The sequence below is a fragment of the Actinophytocola sp. genome (assembly GCF_050699915.1).
Lineage (GTDB): Bacteria > Actinomycetota > Actinomycetes > Mycobacteriales > Pseudonocardiaceae > Actinophytocola.
In genome coordinates this window covers 1-18,991 of record NZ_JBOHGA010000071.1, presented here as the reverse complement: position 1 = coordinate 18,991, position 18,991 = coordinate 1, and the positions used below count along the sequence as shown (strand labels likewise).

General features: G+C 72.0%; 18 protein-coding genes and 1 pseudogene. 9 read left to right on the top strand and 10 right to left on the bottom strand.

Translation table 11 applies throughout. The features are described from left to right. Positions 1-185 precede the first annotated feature (185 nt). Both ACRDSK_RS15170 and ACRDSK_RS15165 read left to right on the top strand, forming a co-directional pair. Positions 186-1,883, top strand: coding sequence for a sensor histidine kinase (locus ACRDSK_RS15170; RefSeq protein WP_431441464.1), 1,698 nt, complete (start codon positions 186-188; stop codon positions 1,881-1,883). Continuing rightward, positions 1,880-2,533 carry a response regulator gene (locus ACRDSK_RS15165; RefSeq protein ID WP_431441462.1) on the top strand — a complete coding sequence of 218 codons (654 nt, stop codon included), beginning with the start codon at positions 1,880-1,882 and terminating at the stop codon, positions 2,531-2,533. Before ACRDSK_RS15170 ends, ACRDSK_RS15165 begins: the two co-directional genes overlap by 4 nt. Here ACRDSK_RS15165 and ACRDSK_RS15160 read toward each other — a convergent pair. Together ACRDSK_RS15160 and ACRDSK_RS15155 are read right to left on the bottom strand one after the other, a co-directional pair. Then, positions 2,530-3,204 carry a DUF4232 domain-containing protein gene (locus ACRDSK_RS15160; protein WP_431441460.1) on the bottom strand — a complete coding sequence of 225 codons (675 nt, stop codon included), beginning with the start codon at positions 3,202-3,204 and terminating at the stop codon, positions 2,530-2,532. The genes ACRDSK_RS15165 and ACRDSK_RS15160 overlap by 4 nt on opposite strands. 155 nt (positions 3,205-3,359) lie before the next feature. Then, entirely contained in the window at positions 3,360-3,794 is a 435-nt protein-coding gene (locus ACRDSK_RS15155) for a hypothetical protein (RefSeq protein ID WP_431441459.1), read from the bottom strand. Between the two features lie 340 nt (positions 3,795-4,134). On the opposite strand from ACRDSK_RS15155, the gene ACRDSK_RS15150 reads away from it, so the two are divergent. Continuing rightward, positions 4,135-4,911 (top strand): arylamine N-acetyltransferase family protein, encoded by a 777-nt coding sequence (locus ACRDSK_RS15150; protein WP_431441484.1) that lies wholly within the window; start codon positions 4,135-4,137, stop codon positions 4,909-4,911. Between the two features lie 7 nt (positions 4,912-4,918). On the opposite strand, the gene ACRDSK_RS15145 is transcribed toward ACRDSK_RS15150, so the two are convergent. Both ACRDSK_RS15145 and ACRDSK_RS15140 read right to left on the bottom strand, forming a co-directional pair. Next, positions 4,919-5,719, bottom strand: a complete 801-nt coding sequence (locus ACRDSK_RS15145; RefSeq protein WP_431441457.1) for an ABC transporter permease — start codon at positions 5,717-5,719, stop codon at positions 4,919-4,921. Then, positions 5,716-6,675, bottom strand: coding sequence for an ATP-binding cassette domain-containing protein (locus ACRDSK_RS15140; protein WP_431441456.1), 960 nt, complete (start codon positions 6,673-6,675; stop codon positions 5,716-5,718). The genes ACRDSK_RS15145 and ACRDSK_RS15140 overlap by 4 nt, the downstream gene beginning before the upstream one ends. 145 nt (positions 6,676-6,820) lie before the next feature. Here ACRDSK_RS15140 and ACRDSK_RS15135 point away from each other — a divergent pair, with 145 nt between their 5' ends. After that, positions 6,821-7,240 carry a hypothetical protein gene (locus ACRDSK_RS15135; protein ID WP_431441454.1) on the top strand — a complete coding sequence of 140 codons (420 nt, stop codon included), beginning with the start codon at positions 6,821-6,823 and terminating at the stop codon, positions 7,238-7,240. 1 nt (position 7,241) lies between these two features. On the opposite strand, the gene pheA is transcribed toward ACRDSK_RS15135, so the two are convergent. Next, entirely contained in the window at positions 7,242-8,168 is a 927-nt protein-coding gene (gene pheA / locus ACRDSK_RS15130) for a prephenate dehydratase (RefSeq protein ID WP_431441452.1), read from the bottom strand. A gap of 296 nt (positions 8,169-8,464) precedes the next feature. On the opposite strand from pheA, the gene ACRDSK_RS15125 reads away from it, so the two are divergent. The 5 genes from ACRDSK_RS15125 (at position 8,465) to ACRDSK_RS15105 (ending at position 12,206) form a co-directional block, all read left to right on the top strand. Continuing rightward, the gene (locus tag ACRDSK_RS15125; protein ID WP_431441450.1) at positions 8,465-9,064 is read left to right on the top strand and encodes a macro domain-containing protein; all 600 of its coding nucleotides are present in this window, start codon (positions 8,465-8,467) and stop codon (positions 9,062-9,064) included. A gap of 148 nt (positions 9,065-9,212) precedes the next feature. Then, on the top strand, positions 9,213-9,599 hold the full coding sequence (locus ACRDSK_RS15120; protein ID WP_431441448.1) for an SCO5389 family protein: 387 nt from the start codon (positions 9,213-9,215) through the stop codon (positions 9,597-9,599). Positions 9,600-9,821: 222 nt separating this feature from the next. Then, on the top strand, positions 9,822-10,781 hold the full coding sequence (gene coaA / locus ACRDSK_RS15115) for a type I pantothenate kinase (protein ID WP_431441446.1): 960 nt from the start codon (positions 9,822-9,824) through the stop codon (positions 10,779-10,781). Between the two features lie 36 nt (positions 10,782-10,817). Continuing rightward, positions 10,818-11,561 (top strand): maleylpyruvate isomerase family mycothiol-dependent enzyme, encoded by a 744-nt coding sequence (locus tag ACRDSK_RS15110; protein ID WP_431441444.1) that lies wholly within the window; start codon positions 10,818-10,820, stop codon positions 11,559-11,561. 9 nt (positions 11,562-11,570) lie between these two features. Next, complete coding sequence (locus tag ACRDSK_RS15105; RefSeq protein WP_431441442.1) at positions 11,571-12,206, top strand: response regulator; 636 nt, start codon at positions 11,571-11,573, stop codon at positions 12,204-12,206. A gap of 211 nt (positions 12,207-12,417) precedes the next feature. Here the strand turns inward: ACRDSK_RS15105 and ACRDSK_RS15100 are convergent. The 5 genes and pseudogenes from ACRDSK_RS15100 to ACRDSK_RS15080 all read right to left on the bottom strand — a co-directional run. Then, positions 12,418-13,037, bottom strand: a pseudogene (locus ACRDSK_RS15100) (hypothetical protein). A gap of 258 nt (positions 13,038-13,295) precedes the next feature. Then, entirely contained in the window at positions 13,296-15,815 is a 2,520-nt protein-coding gene (locus ACRDSK_RS15095) for an FtsX-like permease family protein (protein ID WP_431441440.1), read from the bottom strand. Further along, the gene (locus tag ACRDSK_RS15090) at positions 15,815-16,573 is read right to left on the bottom strand and encodes an ABC transporter ATP-binding protein (protein ID WP_431441439.1); all 759 of its coding nucleotides are present in this window, start codon (positions 16,571-16,573) and stop codon (positions 15,815-15,817) included. Before ACRDSK_RS15090 ends, ACRDSK_RS15095 begins: the two co-directional genes overlap by 1 nt. Before the next feature lie 100 nt (positions 16,574-16,673). Next, the gene (locus ACRDSK_RS15085; protein ID WP_431441482.1) at positions 16,674-17,807 is read right to left on the bottom strand and encodes a histidine kinase; all 1,134 of its coding nucleotides are present in this window, start codon (positions 17,805-17,807) and stop codon (positions 16,674-16,676) included. 8 nt (positions 17,808-17,815) lie between these two features. Next, positions 17,816-18,991: ATP-binding cassette domain-containing protein (locus ACRDSK_RS15080; RefSeq protein ID WP_431441437.1), on the bottom strand; the 1,176-nt coding region annotated here is incomplete at its 5' end.

Here is an 18,991-nt window from a genome sequence, read left to right as displayed (position 1 = left end):
CCCACCTCCGGTAAAACGTCCTGGTCACAGCCTCGTCCGAGGCACCCCCGGGGCGGATCGGCCAACCAGGCACCGGCTGCCGGCCGACCGGCCACCGCGCAGTGAACGGCCACTGGCCGATCGGCCGACCCTCGCCCGCCACACGGCCGAGGCGGTGCGGGATCGGGTCCAATACCTTCGTTCGCATGACACCGATCCCGGTGCCGCATCGCTGGCTGGCCGCGTTGCTCGGTGCCTCGCTGCTGGTCGACCTCACGCTGGCCGGCACGCGCGACGGCCTGACCGTGGGCCTGCCGGCGCTGCCGGGCGCCTTCGCGCTCTGCGTGTGTGCCTACGCCGCGCTAAGCCGGCCGGTCGTCGGCGCGCTGGCGGGCTCGGCGGTCCTCGTCGGCTCGACGCTGGTCATCCGCCTCACCGACGGGATCCCGGTGTCGCTCGGCATCCAGGGCATCGTGCTCTCCGAACTCGTCGCCGGCTCGGCGCTGGTCGTGCTCGTGATCTGGCGGGCCGCGCCGTGGGCGGCGGTCGGCTGCGTCACCGCGCTGGTCTTCGCGGCACTGTTCGCGATGGTCATCCGGGGCGACCCGTGCGCCGGCGTGTACTGCGCGGTCCCCGACCCGTTCAGCTTCGACATGTACCGCTCGCTGGTGTTCGGCCTCTGCGTGCTGCTGCTGTCCATCGCGATCGGCTCCTACCTGCGGCGGGTCAGCTCCACGCGGGTGGTCACCCCGACCGACGCGCTGATCCGCCGCCAGTGGCCGCTCGCCGCGGCGCTCGCCCTGCTGTTGCTCCTCGAGGCGAGCGAGGTCGGCTACGGCGGGGTGCTCATGCTGACCGGCTCCGCGGTCGCCGGCGTCTGCGCGTTCTTCGCACCGAAGGCCCCGCTGCGCTACGCGCTGTTCGGCGCGGCCGCGATCGGCCTGGCACCGCTGGTCATCGGCGGGACGGGGCTGGGCCGCGGCTCTCTTCCGCTGCCGTTCACCGCGGTCGCCGCGAGCATGGCGATGATCGCCTACGCGGTGCGCTACCTGCCGGTGCGCCAAGCGGCCGGAGCGACCGCCGCGCTCGCCGTGAGCAACATGCTCGGCCTCCTCGCCCTCCTGGGTGAGGTCACCGACGCCACCGTCACGCTGCTGCTCGGCCTGCTGCTGATCGTCTCGGTGGCCACCGGGTGGTACTTCCGGGCGCGGGACCGGGAGCGAAACCAGACCGTGCGGGCCGCGGTGACCTCGGCGCAGCAGGGCGAGCGGATGGCGCTGGCCCGCGAGCTGCACGACGTCGTCGCGCACCACGTCACCGGCATCGTCGTGCAGGCGCAGGCGGCCCTGCTCGTGTCGGACCGGAACCCGGACGCGGCCGTGCCCGCGCTGGAGCGGATCGAGCGCAGCGGCACCGAGGCGCTGACCGCCATGCGCACGCTGGTCGGCAGCCTGCGCGAGGGGACCGCCGCGTGGACCGCGGGCTCGGCGGACGCGACCGGCCAGGCCACGACCGACCTCGACGCGGACATCCGCTCGCTGGCGGAGAACTTCATCGGGCCGCCGGTCGCGCTCGAGCTCGACCTGCCCGAGCAGCTGCCGCACGAGGCCGGCCGGTCCGTGCTGCGGCTGGTGCAGGAGTCGCTGACCAACGTCGGCAAGCACGCGCCTGGCGCCACCGACGTGCGCGTCCGGGTCCGGGCAGCCGACGAGGAGCTGCACATCCGGGTCACCGACGACGGTGCGCAGCGCCCGGCCAACCCGGCCGGCGGATCCGGCGGCTACGGTCTGGTCGGCATGCGCGAGCGGGTGGAGCTGCTCAGCGGTCGGTTCGAGGCCGGGCCGAGCGGCTACGTCGGCTGGACGGTCGAGGCGTGGCTGCCGCTGCGGAAAGAGGGGGCATGATCCGGGTACTGATCGCCGACGACCAGGAGATGGTGCGCGCCGGCTTCCGGATGATCCTGGAGACCCAGGACGACATCGAGGTCGTGGCGGACGTCGCGGACGGGATCTCCGCGGTGACCAAGGCGCGCGAGCTGCGACCGGACGTGTGCCTGCTCGACATCCGCATGCCGGGCATGGACGGACTCGAGGTGACCAGGACGCTCGCCGGGCCGGGCGTGGCCGACCCGCTCAAGGTCGTCGTGGTCACCACGTTCGACCTCGACGAGTACGTCAACGCCGCGCTGTCCAACGGCGCCAACGGTTTCCTGCTCAAGGACGCCGGCCCTGCGCTGCTGCTGGAAGCGATCCGCGCGGCCGACCGCGGCGACGCGCTGGTGTCGCCACAGATCACCGTGCGCCTGCTGCGCCACTTCGCGGCGACGAACCCGGCGCCGGCCGCGGTCGACGCGCCCGACGAGCCGCTGACCGGCCGGGAGATCGACGTGGTGAAGGCGGCCGCCCGCGGGCTCACCAACACCGAGATCGGCGCCGAGCTCTACCTGTCGCTGTCCACGGTCAAGACGCACCTCGCCGCGGTGCAGGCGAAGATCGGTGCCCGCAACCGCGTCGAGGTCGCCGCCTGGGCCTGGCGAACAGGCCTGATGAACTAACGCTGAATCGTGCTGACCGTCAGCTGGTTGCCCGGCGGGTTGCCGGCACAGCCGGTGCCCGGCGCGGCCACGTACATCGAGTCGTACTCGTGCGGCGGGTACACCCGCAGCCCGCGCACCGACGTCGGCTTGCACGCCGCCGGGTCGTAGTTGCCCACCTGCACGAAGCCGACCGGCGCGATGACCGTCATGCCGGGCGTCAGGCTGATCGCCGGGCCCTTGGCGCCCTCGCGGTACGCGGCCTCGCCGACCTGGTGCCCGTCCCCGCCGGCCACATAGGACACACCAGGGAAGCCCTGGATCGTGCACGTGCGAGTGCCCTTGTTGGTGAAGCGCAGCTCGCGGTAGACCGTGCCGGCCGCCGCGTCGCCGCGGCCGAGGCCGAGCTTCAGGTCCGCGACCTTGCACTCGTTCGGGTTGCTCGCCGCGGGCTTCTCCGCCGGCGACTGTGGCGTGCCGTCGACCGGCGGTGAGCCCTTCGACGGCGCGGCGGTCGCCGACTCGGCCGGCGCCTCGGGCGAGGTGGACGGCGGCGAGTCGGCCGCCTCGGAGATGGACGGGACGTCGGGACTCTGCGCGTTGTCGTCCCCCGTCTGACAGCCCGTCACGACCAGCACGATCGCGACGCCGCCGCACAACAACGCGACTCGGCTCATCCTGTTTCGCAGCATGTGTCTCGCCTCCAGACCTGGCCCCGAAACCGCTGGATGCCTGCACTGAGAGGACGTACGGTCCCGTCCCCAGGTTGCTCGCTAACCAGGACTACCCGCGCCCGGACAACAACAAACGGTCACCGACCGGTGTCGGTGACCGTTTGTCGAGGTCGTCAGCCGATGGTGGCGTCGCGACCGCTCGTCGTCGACCGGTAGGCCGACAGCATGCGGATGATCTTGTCCCGCTTGCGCTTGGTGTCCAGGTACGACCTGGCGCGCAGGAAGAACACGCCGTCGTCGGCCAGACGAACCCGCGTCCACACCTTCGCCGTGCACCGGCCCGGCTTGCCCGGGTGGTCGGAGATCGCCACCTGGATGACGTTGCGCGCGAAGATGTGCCGTGTGTAGAGGCCGTTCTCGGTGTACTCGGGCTGCCACATCACGCCTCGCGCGGCACCGGCGGCCACGACCAGGGCCCGCTCTCGCGAGCAGGACAGCTCGAGAGAGAAGTCCCGGTCGAGCTCGCGAACCCGGTTCCTGCCGACCAGGAACCTCGCGATGAAGACAACTACGAACCCGACGAACGAAACAACAACCCAGATACCCATGATGCCCGCACCTCCCGCCTCCATGTGCTGCCACGTCCCGAGGGCAGCGGACGGCGCTCCAGCGACCCGGCAGCGCCGACGGGTCATCAGGTCAATTCAGCCACCTCGCACCGTTTCCCCGAGCGTCATATGAAACTTTCACCGATTGCTCTTGCTGGCGATGGACCAATTAGTGCCAACCAGCAAGACGTCGTCAATAGTTGCGGCGAAAGTGTCCAACGGGAGGAAACCTTCCCGTTCGAGGCGGCCGATTGTGGCCGTTTCGGTACCTGTCCACGTGTATCCACGGAGCCCTTGACCTCCACCTAGGTCGAGCGGGCACGCTCGTGGCATGGACGATCTGACCGTGCGGCGCTACCTGGAGCGGATCGGCGCGCCGATGCCCGGCGAGCCGACGATCGAGGTTTTGCGAGACCTGCACCTGCGCCACCTGCGGACGGTGCCGTTCGAGAACCTCAGCATCCACCTGGGCGAGCCGATCGTGCTCGACGAGGCCGCACTGGTCGACAAGATCATCGACCGCCGCCGCGGTGGGTTCTGTTACGAGCTGAACGGTTTGTTCGCCGGACTGCTGCGCGCGCTCGGGTTCCGGGTGTCGCTGCTGTCCGCGCGGGTCCACACGCCGGACGGCGAGTTCACGCACCCGTTCGACCACCTCGCGCTGCGGGTCGACCTCGCCGAGCGGTACCTGGTCGACGTCGGGTTCGGCACGCACTCGAGCTACCCGCTGCGGCCGGACTGGCCGGAGGCGCAGGCCGACCCGGGCGGCGATTTCCTCGTGGTGGACGCGCCGGACGGGGACGTCGACGTACTGAAGGACGGCGAGCCGCAGTACCGCATGGAGTCGCGACCGCGGGAGCTCGCGGACTTCGGGCCGACCTGCTGGTGGCAGCAGACCTCGCCGGAGTCGCATTTCACGAAATCGGTCGCGTGCTCGCGCCTGACGCCCGAGGGCCGGCTGACGCTCGCCGGCGACCGCCTGATCACGACGGTGGCCGGCGAGCGCACGGAGTCGACGATCTCCGGCGACGACGCCCTCCTGGACGCCTACCGCACCTACTTCGGCTTCACGCTCGACCGCCTGCCGACCGACCCGAAGTCGGCCGTGGTGGCCTAGCCTTCGACTACTTGCTCGCCACGCGGCGGTACTTGGCCACCGACAGCGGGACGAACACCGCCAGGATCGCGACCGACGTGAGGACGGCGTAGAGCAGCGCGTTGTCCGCCGGCCAGCCCGGTGTCGGTGTCATGCCCGGCGGTGCCGCGTTGCCGAACAGGTCGCGCACGGCCTGGATCACCGCCGTGAACGGGTTCCACTCCGCGATCGCCTTGAGTGGGCCGGGCATCGTGCCGGCGCCGACGAACGCCGAGGAGATGAACGTGACCGGGAACAGCCAGACGATCCCGGCGCTCTGCGCCACCTCGACGCTCGGCACCGACAGCCCGATCAGCGCGCCGATCCACGACATCGCGAAGCCGAACAGCAGCAACAACAGGAAGGCGGCGACCGCGTCGAGGAAGCTGCCGCGGATGCGCCAGCCGACCAGCAGCCCGCACAACGACATGATCAGCAGCGCCATCGCGCTGACCGCGAGGTCGGACACGGTCCGGCCGAGCAGGACGGCGAGCCGGGACATGGGCAGCGACCGGAACCGGTCGATGATCCCCTTCTGCAGGTCGTTGCACAGGCCGATGACGGTGAACGCGGAGTTGAACGCCGTGGTCTGCACGAAGATGCCGGCGATCAGGAACTCGCGGTAGGCCTCCCCGCCGAGCGCGCCGCCGAACACGTACGCGAACAGCAGCACGAACATGATCGGCTGGATGACGGCGGCGAACAGCCAGTCGGCGTTGCGCCGGACGTTGAGCAGGTTGCGCCACGCGACGATGCCGCCGTCGCGGAGCCCCTGGGTCAGGACGGTCATGCTTCCTCCTCCGCGGCGTGGCCGGTGAGCGACAGGAAAACGTCGTCGAGCGTCGGGCGGTGCAGGCCGACGTCCAGCACCACCACGCCCTCCGCGTCGAGCCGACGCAGCGCCTCGATCAGCGACTTCGGCCCGGCGTCGACCAGGACCTGCACCTCGCGGGCGTGGGTGTTGACGTCCGGCTCGCCCGCGCCGACCTCGGCCAACACTCGGGTGGCGACCTCGATCTCGGTCGGCTCGGCCACGATGATCTGCAGCCGCTCGCCGCCGACCTGCGCCTTGAGGTGGTCGGAGGTGCCGCTCGCGATGGCCCGGCCGTGGTCGATGACCATGATCGTGTCGGCCAGCCGGTCGGCCTCCTCCAGGTACTGGGTGGTGAGCAGCACGGTGGCGCCCTCGGCCACCAGCTCGCCGATGACGTCCCAGGTGTCGAGCCGCCCGCGCGGGTCGAGGCCGGTGGTCGGCTCGTCGAGCAGCACGACCTCGGGCTCGGCGACCAGCGCGCCGGCGAGGTCGAGACGGCGCCGCATGCCGCCCGAGTAGGTCTTGGCCGGCCGGTCGGCGGCGTCGTCGAGCTGGAAGCGGCCGATCAGCTCGCGCGAGCGCGCCCGCGCGTCCGTCTTGTTCTTGCCGTACAGCCGGCCGACCATGTACAGGTTCTCGAAGCCGGTGAGGTTCTCGTCGACCGCCGCGTACTGGCCGGACAGGCCGATCGACCGGCGTACGGCGTTCGGATCGGCCAGCACGTCGTGGCCGGCGATCCAGGCACGGCCGGAGTCCGGCCGCAGCAACGTGGTCAGGATGCGGACCGCGGTGGTCTTGCCGGCGCCATTCGGCCCCAGCAGACCCAGCACGGTCCCGGTGGGTATCTCCAGGTCGATGCCGTCGAGGGCACGGGTGGACCCGAAGGTCTTGACCAGGGCCTCGGCGCGCACCGCGATGTCGGACGCTGGCATGGGCTACTCCCCCCAAAAAACGGTGGTGCGATGGTGCGTCGGCGACTGTAGACCCAGCCACCGACAGATCGGATCGATTTACGCCTCGCGTGTGTACGCGTTGCGCGAAGATCGGAAGCTCCCGATTCGCGTGACAGGAGATGGCATGAGCTCTGAGGCGCCGCGACCAGTCCAGCCGACACCGGGACCAGGACACCCACCGCCGCGGCGCGGGGTGCCGATGATCATCGGGCTCGTCATCGGCCTCGTGGTCGGCGCCGGTGTGCTCGGCGCGGTCTGGGCGCTGAGCGAGCCGAGCGGCGCGGAGGCAGACGCCGAGGCCGTGTGCGGGGTCATCGCACGCACGCCGGTACCGACCAGCGCGAAGGCGATGTCGCAGATGTCGGAGGAGGACTACCGCCGGTGGGCCGTGGCCGAGGTCGGCCCGTCGTTCGCCGAGCAGAACCCCGACCTCAAGCCGCTGGCCGAGGCCCTGCAGGACATTCACCCGGCGATCCAACAGTTCGACTTCGAGAAGGCCGCGGCTGCGGTCGAGCGGGCAAAAGAGCTGTGCGGGGACCTCTGAGTCAGCCGGTCGTGCCGCCCATGACCCCGGACAGCCACCGGGCGGCGGCCGCGTAGTCGGCGTCGGTGTGGCCGGGTGTCGCGCCGACCGAGGACGCGCCCGGCTCGGCCTTGGGGTAGGAGCCGAGGAAGCGCAGCTGCAGGCAGCGGCGGTGCAGCGCGGCGAGCGCGTCGCCGACCCGCTGCTCGGCCACGTGGCCGTCGAAGTCCAGGTAGAAGCGGTACTGACCGAGCCGGCCCTTCTGCGGGCGAGACTCGATGCGGCTCAGGTTGATGCCGCGCAGCGCGAGCTCGGTGAGCATCTCGGCGAGCACGCCGGTGCGCTCCGCGGCGGCCACGGCGACGATCGAGGTGCGGTCCGAGCCGGTCGGTGGCGGCAGCTCGCCGGGCCGGCGCAGCAGCAGGAACCTGGTGACCGCACCGTCGAGGTCGGCGACGCCGGTGGCGAGCACGTCGAGCGGGTAGTGCGAGGCGGCGACCGGCGCGGTGATCGCGGCGTCCCAGTCGCCCGCGGCGACGCCGACCGCGGCGGACGCCGTGGAGTTGGACGCCGCCTGGGTGGCCTGGCCGAGGTGCTCGGCGAGCCAGCCCTGGACCTGGGCGAGCGCGTGCGGGTGGCTCGCGACCGTGCGCACGTCGGCGGCCGCGAGACCGGGGCGGACGAGCACGGAGAACCGCACCGGCAGGACCACCTCGGCGACCGCGACCAGCGGGTCGTCGACGGCGAGCGCGTCCATCGTGGCGGAGACCGCGCCCTCGACGGAGTTCTCGACCGGCACGCAGGCGAGGTCGGCGTCCCCCGCGCGGACCGCGGCCAGCGCGAGCGTCACGGTGGCGACGGGCACCAGTGAGTCGGCCGGTCGCGCGTAGGTCCGCGCGGCCTGCTCGGTGAAGGTGCCCTGCGGTCCGAAGTAGGCGATGGTCGACACGGCGTAAACCCTACGGCCCTTCGGTCCCGCCCGATCGGCGCAACGCGACCAGCCGAACGGCGCGATCTCGGTCGGCTCGTACAGGTAAACGTCACGCGAATCCTTCGAAACCGCGGGGCGGGCCGGGCGCGAACCCATAAACCGGTGCGCACCGCGAGTCGCTTGCCCGCCAATGGGTTCGCGCTCGTCAGCGGGTCGCTCGGTCATCGACTGTGGCGGGCTCGCGGCGGCCCGTCGATTTACCTGTCACCCCGGATGCGGTTACGCGCCGTGCCACGAAGTGCGATGCTGGAGCCGTGACCGCCGATTCGGAGGCAGAGAGCTCGGAACTCGCGACCGGACGATTGGCGTTGGTGCTCTGCGCGGTGGACGAGCCGCTCGCGCGGGCGTGGGCGGACGCCGTTGCGGATCGCCGCGATGTGTGGGTGCATCGCGGCTCGGTGCTGGACGTCGACGCCCAGGCGGTCGTGAGCCCGGCGAACTCGTACGGCTGGATGCGGGGCGGGATCGACGCCGTGTACGCGCAGACGTTTCCGTCGGTCGAGCAGCACGTGCGCAGCGCCGTGCTGGCCTATCACGGCGGCGAACTGCCGGTGGGTCAGGCGCTGATCGTGCCGACCGACGCCGAGTCGCCGGCCTGGCTGATCAGCGCGCCGACGATGCGCGAGCCCGGCACGGTCCTGCCGCCGGACACCGTGCATCCCTACCTCGCGGCCCGGGCGGTGTTCCGGCTGTGGCACGACGGCCGGCTGGAGGACGACCGGCCGGTGCGCACGGTGATCCGCACGGTCGCGCTGCCTGGCCTGGGCACCGGCGTCGGCGGCGTGTCGCCGGAGACGTGCGCCCGACAGGTGATGGCCGCGTGGGACGAGGTGTTCGACCCCACGCGGTCGTAGTTCGGTCGCACTCGCACCCGGCCCGGGTGGCAGCGGTGGCCACCTGGGGTGACGGAATTCCTCGGGGAAATTCACACGTTGGGTGGTCGCCAAAATGCCGCGCGGCGGGTTAGCTGAGTGACGACCGGATTCCTAGCTAGGAGGTCGAATGTCGTTAACGGTTTCCCCCGCGTTGCTCGAGAAGGCGCAGCGCGGCCCGGTGTCCGACGACGATTTCATCGCGTGCATTCGTGACTCGCTGCCCTACGCCTGGTCGGTCGTCACGGACGTCGCCGAGCGGCTCGCGGCTGGGGGTGCACCCTTCGCCGACAACCAGACCGAGCCGCCGGACGAGACGGCCCGCGGGCAGCTGTTGCGCCTGGTCGGCAGCGATTCGATGCGCGCGGCCGTCGAGCGGCACTTCAACGTTCGGCTCGCGTTCCAGAACTGCCACCGGCTCGCGCTGTTCGACCCGGCGGCCCACCGGGAGTACGGCGAGTTCATCAGCCCGCGGTCCCAGCTACTCAACCAGAGTCCGGAATTAGTGAACTGCTGATCTCGAAAAAGGGAGCCCGGCCCGGCTCCCTTTTTCGACGCCGCATCCATGCATTTATGGCGATAAATTCATCTCGACCTTCCGCGCATTCGAGAAAGTCGCCGTGGCCGGACGCGCTCGCTGGGGCGGGGGAACGACGATGCCTCGACCGGCGACTGAGCGACGCCTGAGCGTGTACGGGCTCACAGTGCCCGAACAGCCAGGACACCTTACGTTTGGTTCATGCGGGCGCCCCACGTGCGGCCGGTGCGTCCCGGCCGCGACCTGAGCCCCTACGTCGAGCTGCGCCGGGAGCAGTGGCGCGAGCTGCGCCGGGCCACTCCGCTGACGCTGACGCTCGACGAGCTGGTCGCGCTGCGCGGCCTCGGCGACCCGGTCGACCTCGAGGAGGTCGTGGACGTCTACCTGCCGCTGTCGCGCCTGATCAGCCTGCAGGTGGCGGCCCGGCAGCGGCTGTACGAGGCGACCACGTCGTTCCTCGGCGAGGGCGAGGAACAGGCCCCGAAGGTGCCGTTCGTGATCGGTGTCGCGGGCAGCGTGGCGGTGGGCAAGTCCACGACGGCCCGGCTGCTGCGCACCCTGCTGGCCCGCTGGCCCGATCACCCACACGTGGACCTGGTGACCACGGACGGCTTCCTGCTCACCAAGAACGAGCTGACCCGGCGCGGCATCATGCACCGCAAGGGGTTCCCGGAGAGCTACGACCGGCGCGCGCTGCTCAGGTTCGTCTCGGACGTGAAGTCGGGCGCGCCCGAGGTCAGGGCGCCGGTCTACTCGCATCTGGCGTACGACATCGTGCCCGGCGAGGTGAAGGTCGTGCGCAAGCCGGACATCCTCATCGTCGAGGGGCTGAACGTCCTGCTGCCCGGGCAGGGCCTGACGGTGGCGGACCTGTTCGACTTCTCGATCTACGTCGACGCGCGCACCGAGGACGTCGCCACCTGGTACGTCGAGCGGTTCCTCGCGCTGCGGGACACGGCATTCGCCGACCCGAGCTCGCACTTCCACCACTACGCCTCGCTGTCCGACGACGAGGCCCGGGCGGAGGCGACCCGGCTGTGGCAGGAGACCAACGAGCCGAACCTGCTGCTCAACATCCTGCCGACGCGCCCGCGCGCGACCCTGGTGCTGCGCAAGGACGCCGACCATCGGACCAAGCGAGTCCGGCTGCGCAAGCTCTAGTTCGATTTGTCGGTGGGCCGTGGTTGAGTCCGCGGCGTGGACGAGAAGCGATTCCTCACCTGCCTCGACGCCGACTACCGGCGCCTCCGCGAGGTGGTGGCCGGCGCGTTGGGCGAGACCGTGCCCAGCTGTCCGGACTGGACCGGCGCCGACCTGACGAACCATGTGGCCACGGTGTACCTGCACAAGACGGAGACCATCCGCCGCGGCGAGGACCCGAAGCCGTGGCCGCCCGACCTGGGCGCCGACCCGCTGGCGGCGCTCGACCGCGCCTACGGCGAGCTGACCGCGGAGTTCGCCGCGCACGACCCGGCCGAGCCGGCGGTGAGCTGGTACCGCTCGCCGCAGACGGTCGGCTGGTGGATCCGGCGGATGGCGCAGGAGACCGCGATCCACCGCGTCGACGCCGAGCTCGCGGCCGGCGTCGAGCCCTTACCCATCCCGGCCGACCTGGCGGCGGACGGCATCGACGAGGTGCTGGTGTGCTTCCTCGCCTACGAGACCACCGAGTACCCCGACGACCTGCGCGAGTACATGGCCGGCTGCGACGGGGACACGGTGCGCCTCGACACGGGGTCGGACAGCTGGCTGGTGCAGCTCGGGCCGGACGTGGTGACCGTGGAGCGGGCGTCCGCAGACGCGGACGTCGTGCTGCGCGGGTCCGAGGACGCGATGCTGCGCTGGCTGTGGCGGCGGGCCGGGAACGACGCGATCGAGATCGACGGAAACCGTGCGGCGGTGGGCAAGCTGCACCGGCTCATGGAGGTGTCCACGCAATAGGCTGCACGCATGCCGGTGCGGGTGGCGCTCGTCGACGACCACGAGGTGGTGCGGCGCGGGCTGCGTGACCTGCTGGACGGTGAGCCGGGGATCGAGGTGGTCGCCGAGGCGGGCGGCGTCGACGAGGCGCTGACCCGGATCGGCGCGACCTCGCCGGACGTGGTGGTGGTCGACATGCGGCTGCCGGACGGCGACGGAGTCTCGTTGTGCCGGACGCTGCGGGAACGGGACCCGGCGCCGCGTTGCCTGGTGCTGACCGCGTTCGACGACGAGCAGGCCCTGGTCGAGGCGATCATGGCCGGCGCATCGGGGTACCTGCTCAAGCAGGTGCGCGGGCAGGACCTGGTGGACGCGGTGCGCGAGGTCGCGGCCGGCCGGTCGCTGCTGGATCCGGTGACGACGGCGCGGGTGCTCGAGCGCATGCGCCGCTCGGCCCAGAGCGACGAGCTGTCGGCGCTGACCGACCGGGAGCGGCGGGTGCTCGAGCTGATGGGCGAGGGCCTGACGAACCGGCAGATCGCGGAGCGGCTGTTCCTCGCGGAGAAGACGGTGAAGAACTACGTGACCTCGGTGCTCGCGAAGCTCGGCATGGAGCGCCGAACGCAGGCCGTCGCATGGATCGCCCGTCGCCCGCGGGAGAGCTGACGCCACACCGCGGCGGAGTTCGGCGCGGATGGCCCGTGCGGGTAGGCCGTACCCGCACACCCTGCGGCCGGTGTGGCGCGGGCACGGTCTCGACCCGTTCGAAGGACCCGGATCGCGGCGCCGCGAGAACGTCCGATCGCGTGATCAGCAGGCTCGACTAAGGATCGCTCGGCGGACTTCTGTGCCGCCGAGATGATTGATTCTTGGGTCTTCAGCGGTCATAGGCGATCAAGAAGCGTTGACGGGTGCGTTGATGGCCCAGTTGTGCCAGATCGCGGCGGCGAGGGCCAGGATGCGTTGGGCGATGCGGGCCAGGATTCCGGTGGTGGTCGCACGAACGTGATGCCGAGTTCGGTCATGTCGCGGTGGAATTCGCGGCCAGCGAGCCCTTGTCGCCGATCAGCGCCACGTCGGTGGGCAGGGCGTGGCGGTCCTGGGCATGGCCGAGCAGCTCGGCGGCGACCTCGCGTTCACCGGGCTTGGGGTCGGCCAAACACCATACGACGGGCATGCCGGCCAAGGTGGTGACGAGGTAAAGCTTGGCGTGGCCGCGACCAGCCGCTTGTGGTAGCCGGGCTGGTGCGGCAGGTAAGGGAACAGGTGCCCGAGTCGGCCGTCGGCGAACCGCAGCCAGTGCTGCTGGGACGGGAATCCCAGCAGCACCTGGGCGACCGCCAGGCAGAGCAGTTCGGCGTCGGAGAGCTTCTTGCGTCGCCCGGGCCGCCGCTGCTCGGGCGGTGTCAGGTGGTCATCACAGAACACGTACAGTGCGGTCAGGAGGGTGTCCAGGTCGGTCGTCACAAACTGATCTTGAACACCCTCCTCTTGCATGTCCGGCCACCACACCGCACAAGATCCAATAGGAATCACTCATCGAGGGGCGCGCTGCCGACATGGTCGCCGCAAGAGGCGGCGAGGGTCGACTCCGGGCTGAGTGCCGCCGGAGCAACTCGCCGACGCGCCCTGGCAGACATCGAGCGATGCCGGCGCCGGGCGAGCCACGCCGGGCAGCGACCGGGGCGGCCTCCTTCGGCGGGCGGTTGGGGCGCCGCGAGTGGGAACCTGCGACGCCCCAACCCTTCCCGGCGATCACGCTGGTGCGACGGTGGCCTCCGCGGGGCGGGGCCGCAGCGTGACCCAGGTGGTCAGCAGCGTGGACACCACTGTCAGCGCCAGCGCCGTGCCGATCACGCCCAGGTAGATCCAGATCGGGCCGTGTGGCAGCAACGAGCCGTCGGTGACCAGGGTGAACGGGACCAGGCTCGTGGCGGACACGATGGTGCCGAGCAGGATGCCGATCAGCGAGACCATGCCGGCCTCGACGAGCATCATCCGAAGCACCTGGCCGCGGGTGGACCCGGTGAGCCGCTGCAGGCCGAACTCGCGTCGCCGCGCCGAGGTGGCCATCACCTGGCTGTTGACCACCGAGATGGCGGTGTACGCGATGATCATGCCGGCCATCAGGTAGTTGATCCAGGCGCCGATCTCCTGCTCCTCGGCGTAGGCCGCGGTCAGCACGTCGCGGTCGGCGACCGCGACGCCGGGCTGGTCCGCGACCAGGGTCGACAGCGACCGGGCCAGCGCATCGGTGGACGTGCCGGGCTCGGCGCGCACCATGATCTGCGCCGGCAGGCCGGACGTGGTGTGCGCGGCGACCAGCGTCGCCGGCATCAGCACGGTCTGGAAGCCCTCGCGACCCGGGTACAGGCCGACGATCCGCACGTCGACCGGTTCGCCGTCGCCCATCCGCATGGTGATGGTGTCGCCCACGCCCCGGTCGAGTGCGGCCGCGTGCTCGGCTGGCAGCGCCACGGTATCGCCGCGCAGGTCGGCGAGCCGGCCAGCGGTCAGCTCGACGGCGGTGGTCTGCGCCGCCCCGTCGGCGCTCACGCCCTGGATCAGCCAGCCGTCCTCGCTCTGCGATGAGTCGCGCGGCGCGGCGACGTACCCGGTGGAGCTCGCGAACTCCGAAGCCGCCGCGACCCCGGGCACCTGCCGCACCTCGTCGACGAGGGCCGGCGTAAGACCACCGGTCGAGGAGCTGAGCACCAGGTCGGCCCGCAGGTTCTCCGCGTAGGCCTCGTTGGCGACGGCGACCTGCGTGGTCTGCAGGTAGATGTTCGCGGTCGCGATCCCGGTGGCGAGCATGATCGGCGTGATCACCGCGGCCATCCGCACCTTCCGCGTGCGCGCGTTCAGCGTCGCGAGGTACCCGGCGGTGCCGCTCACCGCGCGCACCGGCCAGCGCAGCACGGCGAGCATGACCCGGGTGATGCCCGGGGCGATGAGCGCGAGCCCGATCGCCCAGAGCAGCACCGACGGGCCGGCCGTGCTGGCTGCGATCGGCCCCGTCATCACCGCGATCGTCACGATGAACAGCGCGATCCCGCCGCCGAAGCTCAAGATCGCGAGGATGAGCCGGACCGCGGACAGCCACCGCCGCTGGATCGACGCCTCGGCGAGTGCCTCGGTCGGCCGGGTGCGGGCCGCGCGGCGAGCGGCGACGAACGCGGCGGCGAGCGAGATCAGCAGAGACGAGCCGACCGCGACGACCATCGGGATCCAGCCGACGCGGAACTCCATCGCCGCCGGGACCAGACCGGCACCCGCCAGCCGTTCGAACAGCCACTGTCCGAACGGGATGCCGAGCAGGCCGCCGAGAGTCGTGGCGAACACCGACATGAACACCGACTCGCCGAGCACCATCCGGCGCAGCTGACCGGGCGTCGTGCCGATCGCGCGCAGCAGGGCGAGCTCGCGCTGCCGCTGCTGGATGGACAGGCCGAGCGTGGTGGCCACGACGAACAGCGCCACGCTGATCGCGATCCCGCCGAACACCGCGGAGAGCACGATCAGGTTCTCGCTCGACTGGCCGGCCTCGAAGTGCTCGGCGATGCCCCGGTCGTCGCCGGTCAGCAGCACGGCCGGCGCGCCGGTCACGGCCTCGCCGACGCCCTGGACGACGGCGTCGAGGTCGGCGCCGGGCTCGGGCAGCACGCCGATGACGTCGACCCGGCCGGGGTGCCCGGCGAGCCGGTCGACGTCGGCGTCGGCGAAGAACGCGTCGGGCGAGGCGGTCAGGCCGGAGACGGCGAACGTCGAGGTCCGCGCGTTGGCGACGATCTCCACCCGGTCGCCGACCCGGTGGCCGCCGGCGGCATCGAGGACGACCTCGCCCGGTCCGGGCGCCGAGCCGGCACGCAGCGAGTAGGGCGTCAGCGCGGCCGAGGCCCAGCCGTGCCCGGTGGTCGGCTCGCCGCCGGCGAGGGTGGCCGGGAACGACACGTCGCCGACCGCGGTCGCGACGCCGGGCACCGACTCGATCTTCGCGACGAGGCCGGTGTCGAGCCGGACCCGCTCGGGCAGCGCACCGGACTCGGTGTCCTCCTCGGGGTCGTCGGGGTTCTGCTTGGGCAGCTGGTAGGTCTGGTCGCCGGTGACCACGAGCGGCGCGGCCGCCAGCCGCTGGGCCGGCACGTCGGTGCGGATGCCGGTCTCCATCAGGCCGCCGCAGGCCATCACGATCAGCGCGCCGAAGGTCATCGCGAGGAATGTCGCGACGAACGCGCCCTTGCGGAAGCGCAGCGTGCGCAGGGCGACCCGCAACATCACCGGACTCCCGTCGGCTCGCGCTCGGCCCATGCGCCGAGGTGGGTCATCCGCTCGGCGACCGCTTCGGCGGTCGGGTCGGTCAGCTCGCCGACGAGCGCGCCGTCGGCGAGGAACACCACGCGGTCGGCGTAGGAGGCGGCGACCGGGTCGTGGGTGACCATCACGACGGTCTGCCCGGCGTGGTCGACGGCGCCGCGGAGCAGCCCGAGCACGTCGCGGGCGGTGCGGGTGTCCAGCGCGCCGGTCGGCTCGTCGGCGAAGATCACCGCGGGCCGGGTGACCAGCGCCCGGGCGATCGCGACGCGTTGCTGCTGGCCGCCGGACAGCTCGCCGGGCAGGTGCTTGCGCCGGTCGCCGAGCCCGACCTGCTCGATGACCCGGCGCACGAGCTCCGCCTTGGGACGGCGGCCGGACAGCCGCAGCGGGAGCGTCACGTTGTCCTGCACGGTCAGCGCCGGCAGCAGGTTGAAGGCCTGGAAGACGAAGCCGATCCGCTCGCGGCGCAGCCGGGTCAGCTCCACTTCGGACAGTTCGCGGAGGTCCTGGTCCTCCACCGCGACCGAGCCGCCGGTCGGGCGGTCGAGGCCGGCGGCCATGTGCAGGAGCGTGCTCTTGCCGGAGCCGGACGGGCCCATCACCGCGGTGAAGGTGGCCCGGCCGAAGCCGATGCTCACCCCGTCAAGCGCGACGACGCTGGTGCGCCGGCCGCCGTAGGTCTTGCGCACGTCGGTCAGCCTCACGACGTCCGTGGTCATGTCTGTGGTCGTGTCAGTCGTCTGTCGCACGACTCCACAGTCGTCCCCGCGGACCGCGAACACATTGGGGTGGACCAGCGGAAACGAGGTGGGGCTAGCCCTACCCCAGCGGCACGGTCCAGGTGACCGTGGTGCCGGTGCGCGAGGAGGAGTCGATCTCGCAGCGGCCGCCGGCCTGTTCGGCGCGCTCCTCGAGGTGCTGGAGGCCGCGATGGGTGACGCCCTCGGGGATGCCGCAGCCGTCGTCGGCGACGGTCAGCCGCAGCTCACCGTTGCGTCCGATGTGGACTGTCACGTGATGGGCGCCGGAGTGTCTGACCACATTGGACAGCGTCTCGCGGAGCGCGGCGCGGGTGTGGTCGGCGAGGTCGGCGGGGACGTCGTGCAGGTCGCCGTCGATGCGCAGCTCGGGCTCGAAGCCGAGCAGCTCGCCGGCGATCGCGACCTCGCCGCGAACGGACTCGGCGAGGTCGGCGCCGGTGTCGGTCGGGTCGGCGTTGCGCAGGGCGCGGACGACCGAGCGCACGTCGGCGATGGAGGCGTCGAGCTGGTCGACGGCCTCGGCGAGCCGGGTCGCGTCCTTGCGGGCGAGCTTGCGGGTCGGCCGGCGAGCGAGGAGGTCGAGCTGCATGCCGGCGGCGTAGAGCCGCTGGACGATCACGTCGTGCAGATCGCGGGCGATGCGCTCGCGCTCCTGGTAGAGACCGACGCGGGCGCGGGCGGTGGCGCCCTCGGCGAGGACGAGGACGAGGCCGGCCTGCGCGGCGAACGCGGTGAGCAGGTCGATCGCGGTGGCCTCGAACGGCTTGGCGCCGCGGTGGCGGTAGACGGTGAGCGCGCCGAGCCGGCGCTGCGCGGTGCCGAACGGGGCGGCGGCGAACGGCCCGTACCGGCGCAGCTCGCGGGGCACGAACGGCGCGGTGCGGGGGTCGGTCCACACGTCGTCGACGACGATGGCGACGCCACCGCGCGCGACCCGGGCGGCGGCGCTGCGCGCGGAGAGCACCAGCCCGACCGGTTCGGTGGCCGGCACGGTCGGAGCGCCGTGTGCGGCCTCGACGGTGAGCGACCCGTCGTCACCGCGAGCCATGACGAGCCCGAGGTCGGCGCCGGCGAGGTCGGCAGCCCGACGCACGACGAGCCGCAGCACCGCCTCCGGGTCGTCCCCGGACAACGCCGCCGTGGCGATCTCGGTTGCCGCGCCGAGCGCGCGGGCGGCCAGGTCGGGCTCCATCGTCATGCTCACGCTAGCGCGGTCCCCACCGCGGCCCCCGAACCTTGTCGCCCCCCTTCGGTAACGTCTTCACCGGGGGACCCCTGGGGGTGCGAATGGTCCATTCGCACCGAGTGCACCCGGTTGTGTGCGATCTCCACGATCAGGTCGGCTTGTACAGCCTCGTCCGCGCGGTGCGTCACGTGGATGACGGTCGTGGGGAGCTCGCGGATCGCCTGAAGCACCGTGTCCGCGGTCGTCGCGTCGAGGTGCGCGGTGGGCTCGTCGAGCAGAACGACGTTCGCGCGCGGGGCGGCCAGGAGGGCGCGGGCCAGGGCCAGCCGCTGGGCCTCGCCGCCGGAGGTGGCGGCCGGGCCACCGGTGAGCCGCGTGTCGAGCCGGTCGACCCAGTCGGCCAGGCCGGCCTGTTCGAGAGCCGCGGCGAGCTGGTCGTCGGTCGCGTCGGGGTCACCGACGCGGAGGTTCTCGCGCACGGTGGTCGAGACGAGCTGCGGCTCCTGCGGACACCAGGCGGCGACGCGCGGGATGCGGGCGGTGCCGCGCTCGGGCTCGAGGAAGCCGAGCAGCAGCGCGAGCAACGTCGACTTCCCGGCGCCCGACGGACCGACGACGGCGACGTGCGTGCCGGCCGGGACATCGAGCGTGACGTCGCGCAACGACGGCTCGGCACCAGGCCAACCCACGTCGACCCCACACAGCTCGACACGTCCGTCAGTGCGCTCCGGAACCGCCTCGACCTGGCGGCGGGCGGTTTCGACCTGGGTGCGGGACAGGGCCGCGCGGAGGGCGTCGCGGTGTTGGGCGGCCGGCACGAGCGGAGCGAGGACCTCAGCCAGCGCAAGCGGAAGCAGCGCGCAGACCGGGGCGAGGAGCGGATCGAGCGTGCCGGCCGCGACCGCCGTGGCGGCGAGGGCGGTGCCGGCCACGGCCGCGGCGCCGGTGGCGAGCGTGATCACGAGTGTGGCCGCGCCCGCGCCGAAGGCCTCGCGCCGGGCCGATCTCGTCAGGCCCGCGTCGGTCGTCGCCAGCTCGGCGCGGTGGCGGTGGTGCGCGCCGAACGCGATGAGCTCCGCGGACGCGTCGAGCAGCGTCAGCGTCCCGGTAGCGATCCGGCGGCGGCCGGCGGCGAGGGCCGTCCCGGCGCGCCGGTCGAGTGCGAGCGCGGCGGCCGGTGCACCCAGGCC